This is a genomic window from Shewanella sp. 11B5 (genome assembly GCF_002836795.1).
Classification (GTDB): domain Bacteria; phylum Pseudomonadota; class Gammaproteobacteria; order Enterobacterales; family Shewanellaceae; genus Shewanella; species Shewanella frigidimarina.
This window is the reverse complement of the sequence record NZ_PJAP01000531.1, coordinates 1-5,465: the sequence shown is the minus strand read 5'-3', so window position 1 is coordinate 5,465 and position 5,465 is coordinate 1. Positions and strand designations below refer to the sequence as shown.

The window sequence follows — 5,465 nt, the reverse complement described above, 5'->3', positions numbered from 1 at the left end:
ACGCCGTACCTTTATTACCCGCTTGCTTGAACAAAATGTCGATATCAATACGGTTAGGCAAATGGCGGGACATGCTGATATCAGTACGACCACGATTTACGATAAACGTGACCATGAGTTTATGAAACAAGCCGCCGCAACGCTTGATTACACCCCGCCAGAGAAACAGCTTAAACGGGGGCGTGGAAGCCAATGATAAAGGTGAAGCCCAACAATAAAAAGTCGAATCATTGTTATTATCTGGCGACTCAAATTGCTGAGGATTTATTGCTTTCAGCAGCAGATTACCGCTTCGAATACGTGCCTTCTTATGTTATTAGCTCACTGGTCGGGATAAAGCTGCAATATGGTATTAACTACGACATAGACAGCACGCTTGCACTGTTTCCGATTAGAGATAGCCACCCTGCTATGACAGAAACCGTTAAGCACAATGCCTTGTTTTTGTGTGACTTGTTTAAGCTTAAACATGCCATGCAACCTGTCATGGTACTTATCATTGTGATGAATGCTAATCCGGGGTTAAAGGAGTTACTTAACCTGTTAGCCGACTACGATGCCGATATTCTGATTCAGGCAATGGAACAAGATACAGGATTAGACTGTGATGCCATTCTTACGCAGCTCCAACCGCTAGTCGTTAATCGCTTTATTGAAGATGCCTTATTGCATTTACCACATGTACTGAGCATACCTGAGCCGTTTCGTGTGTTACTGGTGAGTGAAAAAATCACTAGTAGAGAAGCCTTTCTTGCACCGATATTGAAACACAGTCCTGTAGCAAAGTTCACACTGAAGCAGTTCGAGCATGTGAATGCTGATTTAGTGTCGCGTTATATGAAGGCCGCCAGTAAGCAACAACTCACAGGGGTTAATATTCTTCTCTATGGCGCTGCGGGCACAGGAAAAACGGAACTCTCACGAACGTTAGCTAAAACGCTACGCCGCAATTTAATCGAAGTACAAAGCGTACAGTTTGAAGATGGCAAAGTGACAGGAGAGTTTCTCAGTAAAGAACCAGCAAGCCTGCGGCTGACTTATCTTAACTTGATGCAAGGCTTGCTTGGTGGGTCAGATGAAAGCCTGTTATTAATTGATGAATGTGAAAGTGTGTTTAAGCATGCCGATGAGCATTACTCAAAAGAAGGCTTAATGCGCTTACTTGAAACGAATCCCGTACCTGCTATATGGATAACCAATCATATATCCATGCTTGAGCCCAGTTTTATACGCCGCTTTAAACTGGTAATGGAAATACCTATACCTGATGAAGCTTTTAGCTTTGCCATGAGTAAAAACATACTTAAAGCATTAAAAGTATCGGATGAATTTAGACTGATACTGGCAAGTAAATCCAATGCTGCACCAGCGTATATAGCGAATGCGGCTCATGTTGCCAACACATTAACGTTGACTGGAGAGCAAGCTGAAGAGGTGGTATTAGATGTCATTGAAGCGACCCTTGATGCCTGCGGTGAAGAGTCACCACCATCTAAATACGAAGGCCAACTGATGTTCGACCCAAGCTGCTTAAACCTTAACGCAATTGACGGACATGATGCGCAAGCCTTAATTGAGGATATTGACAGTGCCATCGCCAATGGTTTGCCTGTCAGAGTATTACTCAACGGTCCCCCAGGCACAGGCAAAACGGGTTGGGTGCATCACTTAGCTGAAACGCATGGTATAGAGGTGATGCACATCAAGTGCTCTGACGTTCTAAGCAAGTATGTCGGTGAGAGTGAGCAGAACATTGCAACGCTGTTTCGTGAAGCGCACAGAACAAAGAAGCTGATGCTCTTTGATGAAGTCGATAGTTTACTGAGCAAACGTGAAAGCGCTCAAGCACAGCATGAAGTCCAGCTTATCAACGAACTGCTGTCTCAGCTTGAATGCAATACTCAACCCGTCTTCGCTGCAACCAACGCACTGACAGCTATCGATAGCGCTGTGATGCGCCGCTTTGACTTTAAGCTGACTTGCGACTATCTCACTGAAACGCAACGTCACACGCTCTATCGTCAAGTATTGGGTATCACTAAATTAACCAATGCCGAGAAAGACCAACTTCAAGTGTTACAACAATTAACGCCCGGCGATTTCGCCATTTTATCAAGACGCATGTTATTTCAACCTAACCATAATCACAGAAGTACGGCTATCCCGCTACTCACAGAAGAAAACAACCGTAAACAAACACCACGCCACATCGGCTTTATCCGCTAAACCCACCTATCTAAGGAATGTAAAATGACAACATTATTGAGTTCTCTCAAGGTTATCGCTCGCCCTGAAATTGCCATCAAGCCACCTATTATTAGTAAGCGATTGCGTTTAATAGAAAAGCTGGAACAACAATTAGACATGGCTGAATGCATGGTTCAGGGCAAAGAGTTTGAAGCCTACCGTGAAAAAATGGTCAAAGACCCTGAAACAGGAGAGCGTAAGAAGGTACGCCGACGTTATAACGTTCGCTCTTGGTATTACGATAATGAACAACACTACTACTTTGAAGTCCGTATTAGCGGTAAACCTATCGAGTTAGTGAAAGATAAACCTGCTATCGATGTGGGTGATAAAGCCAAACTGCCAGACACCATCAAAATCGTTATTGATGCTGTGAAAAAAGGTGAGCTAGATGAGTTTCTACTTGCCCCGCCCTCCAAGTTTCCCAGTAAGAAGATGAAAGCTAAAGAGGCCACTAAGCCTGATATTGCAGCAAAACCCAATACGAAATAACAATGTTTGAGGGGGCTTCCCCCCTCGACTTAACTTGTTTTAGTCAGAGGCAAACTCATGGCAATTATTCGCGAAATAAACGTTAAGTATCAGTTTAGAGAAACCAACTGCGAACAAGCGGAAAAGACACTCACCTGCCCAGATGAAACCGCAAAGATATTCGACTACCTCAAATATGAAACAAAGGAAGTCTTTATTGTCGCCAACCTTACTAATCAACGAGCCATCAATTGCATAGAAGTTGTGGCGACTGGATGTATTAACAGCGTTAGCATGCGGCCATCGGAAGTACTTCGAACCGCCGTCATACTGAATATGCCGGGGATTATCCTTGTTCATAACCATCCTTCCGGCGACCCAACACCAAGCACAAGTGACCTCAACTTTACCAATATGGTCATTGAATGCGCCAAGGTACTCAATATTGAAGTTGTAGACCATGTGATTATTGGCCTAAACCGCTTTACCAGCTTACGCCAAACACACCCCGACCTATTCTAAAACCTGTGAGATAAACAATGAATACCATTAACAAGGAACTGGCTTTGCCTGTCTCCAGTAGCTTACTGCTGCCACTAGAAAAGCTAATTAGTAACACCCCTCATGATGCTTTAACTATTAACTTCCGTGATCCCAATTACAGCGTAGAACATGGCGGTTTTCATCCCGTTGAAATGAGACTAGAAAGAAAAGCTGAACAGTGGACGTTGTGTTACATCACTGAATTCTGTTTCGTTGGTCAGGGAAGCGGTTATTCGGAGTTGGTTAAAGAGTTGGATTTTGACTTCAGCTTTGGTGTATTTCAAAGCATTAACGGTGAGATTTTGATTGAGACTGCGAAGGAGTTCTATCCGATTTGGGAGCAAAACTTCGTTTGCTATTGGTTAGATCTAGAAATGTTTGAAGTCAGTATTTCAACCGATTAACGAATCGACCTTTTTGTGGAAGTAAACTTGTCTATTTACCGACTAAAGGATGCAAATGCTTGCTAACGGCTTACAGCAACAAACTTGTATCATTTACCATTGAATTATAAGCATAAAAAAAGCCCCGTTCAATTAAGGACAGGGCTTTAAATAATGGTACCTGAGGTCGGACTCGAACCGACACGCCGCGAAGCAGGGGATTTTGAATCCCCCATGTATACCAATTTCATCACTCAGGCAAAGGCTTTCAAGCTACATTTAGCTTTGCAAAGAAATCTAAAACACCAAATATCTTTGCAAAACCAAACCAATTTCATCTTACTTTAATTATGTAATTTTAGCCTGTTTATAACCCATATTCGTTGGGAGGCATAAAATCTTACAATTCAAAAACTTTGCAAATCTTTGCAAGGATTTTGCATGTTAATTATTTAGCATTAACGTTTTACTTCAACAACTTACTTATACCAAGCTAGTACACACTGTGATTTTTGAATCCCCCATGTATACCAATTTCATCACTCAGGCAAAGACTTAGCAGCTATTTTAGCTTTGCAAAGTAATCTGATAAATCCAAATATCTTTGCAAAACAACACTCGTAATTAAACCCTAACTGCGAACACTTAATTTAAAACTAACTAAACAGTAATGACTGCAACAATCATTGTCACAATTAAGTGCTGGCGATTATACCGTTGCATTTCATAATGGCAAGCCCTTTACCTATTCTTTTCTATAAAAAACACTCAACTGCTCAAAAGTCATTCATCACCTCAATTGAGAAGGAAAGTGGTTTTTTGTGAGCTAATTGGCAATTTCACACTAAGTTAACATTATGACGGCTGAAGATTGATCAAGATCAGTATAACGACGTTATTTTGACTTTATGATAATCGTGTCTTCACATTCTAAAGGATAAATATCATGGCATTTTGGTTAGATTTAATGTTTGGTAACGCGATAGGTTTACTTTCTATGACTGTAATTTTTTGCACCTTTGGAATAATGTCTTATCTAATGTGGATGTTTATTGTGAAGTCTGCACCTACTAAGTGAGTCTCTTAATAGGCTAAGTTTTTTACTGCTTATTATTCATATTCAATATGGATACTTCCTTGTGAATGATACATTGGCGACAAAACACATGATGCGTTTTTATGCCAGAATGGGGGCCGTAAATGCCCCCATCTTTTTTATTCATTTACTTATTCATCTGCAGCACTATTTTCCGCGCTATTAGCTATTACACCGCATGCTTACGCGATTGAATCAATCCATTAATAAAATGTGGTCGCGTTTTAATCAAATGACTCATTTCTTCTGCACTGGGTTCACCTGCAGGTAAACGTAGTACATCACGATTTAAATAATTACGTGCCTGCATCGAAATTTTGTATTCAGCCGTTGGCCCTTGAATCGCATAGTGACGCTCGTTACCAAGCATTTCAAGTATACTGGTGTTAACTAAATTTTTAACCGCTAATTCATTTTGTGGCAAGGTTAAAATTGTTTGTCCTTGTAAAAAGAATTCCCGTAGCAAGGCTCTTTCAGCAGGGTCTAGCAGTTTCACTTTTGCGTCAATGGTTTCTACGGTACGTTTTTGACGTAAATATACGATTGCTTCATCGACGATAAAGGCAAAAATCTGACTTAAAAAATATGCAACCCCCATAATCAACCCTAAGCCAATAAACTGACCATATTGATGTACGAGTTGGTCTAATGATAAAAACGCCAATAAATCTTTAGGCGCAAACAATAAACTTGCACATGCTACGATAAGCCATGACATAGAACTT

General features: G+C 41.0%; 7 protein-coding genes and 1 tRNA gene. 6 read left to right on the top strand and 2 right to left on the bottom strand.

The features are described 5' to 3' along the window. The 5 genes from CXF78_RS12535 to CXF78_RS12515 form a co-directional block, all read left to right on the top strand. Positions 1–196: tyrosine-type recombinase/integrase (locus tag CXF78_RS12535; RefSeq protein WP_180957133.1), on the top strand; the 196-nt coding region annotated here is incomplete at its 5' end. Then, complete coding sequence (locus CXF78_RS12530) at positions 193–2,226, top strand: AAA family ATPase (RefSeq protein ID WP_102036979.1); 2,034 nt, start codon at positions 193–195, stop codon at positions 2,224–2,226. The genes CXF78_RS12535 and CXF78_RS12530, both read left to right, overlap by 4 nt. Positions 2,227–2,250: 24 nt before the next feature. Then, positions 2,251–2,739 carry a DUF6641 family protein gene (locus CXF78_RS12525; RefSeq protein WP_102036978.1) on the top strand — a complete coding sequence of 163 codons (489 nt, stop codon included), beginning with the start codon at positions 2,251–2,253 and terminating at the stop codon, positions 2,737–2,739. A gap of 57 nt (positions 2,740–2,796) precedes the next feature. Beyond that, positions 2,797–3,240 carry a JAB domain-containing protein gene (locus tag CXF78_RS12520; protein WP_102036977.1) on the top strand — a complete coding sequence of 148 codons (444 nt, stop codon included), beginning with the start codon at positions 2,797–2,799 and terminating at the stop codon, positions 3,238–3,240. Between the two features lie 17 nt (positions 3,241–3,257). After that, complete coding sequence (locus CXF78_RS12515) at positions 3,258–3,665, top strand: DUF2787 family protein (RefSeq protein WP_102036976.1); 408 nt, start codon at positions 3,258–3,260, stop codon at positions 3,663–3,665. 154 nt (positions 3,666–3,819) lie between these two features. Here CXF78_RS12515 and CXF78_RS12510 read toward each other — a convergent pair. Then, positions 3,820–3,904, bottom strand: a tRNA-Leu gene (locus CXF78_RS12510). A gap of 686 nt (positions 3,905–4,590) precedes the next feature. Here CXF78_RS12510 and CXF78_RS12505 point away from each other — a divergent pair. Continuing rightward, the gene (locus CXF78_RS12505) at positions 4,591–4,722 is read left to right on the top strand and encodes a DUF3149 domain-containing protein (protein WP_011635995.1); all 132 of its coding nucleotides are present in this window, start codon (positions 4,591–4,593) and stop codon (positions 4,720–4,722) included. Positions 4,723–4,909: 187 nt separating this feature from the next. On the opposite strand, the gene CXF78_RS12500 is transcribed toward CXF78_RS12505, so the two are convergent. Then, positions 4,910–5,465 (bottom strand): superinfection exclusion B family protein (locus CXF78_RS12500; RefSeq protein WP_102036975.1); only part of this gene is annotated, 556 nt, incomplete at its 5' end.

Bases quoted from the DNA above. Each gene is read 5' to 3' on its own strand.
- CXF78_RS12530 (WP_102036979.1), top strand. From the start codon at position 193: ATGATAAAGGTGAAGCCCAACAATAAAAAGTCGAATCATTGTTATTAT.
- CXF78_RS12525 (WP_102036978.1), top strand. From the start codon at position 2,251: ATGACAACATTATTGAGTTCTCTCAAGGTTATCGCTCGCCCTGAAATT.
- CXF78_RS12520 (WP_102036977.1), top strand. From the start codon at position 2,797: ATGGCAATTATTCGCGAAATAAACGTTAAGTATCAGTTTAGAGAAACC.
- CXF78_RS12515 (WP_102036976.1), top strand. From the start codon at position 3,258: ATGAATACCATTAACAAGGAACTGGCTTTGCCTGTCTCCAGTAGCTTA.
- CXF78_RS12505 (WP_011635995.1), top strand. From the start codon at position 4,591: ATGGCATTTTGGTTAGATTTAATGTTTGGTAACGCGATAGGTTTACTT.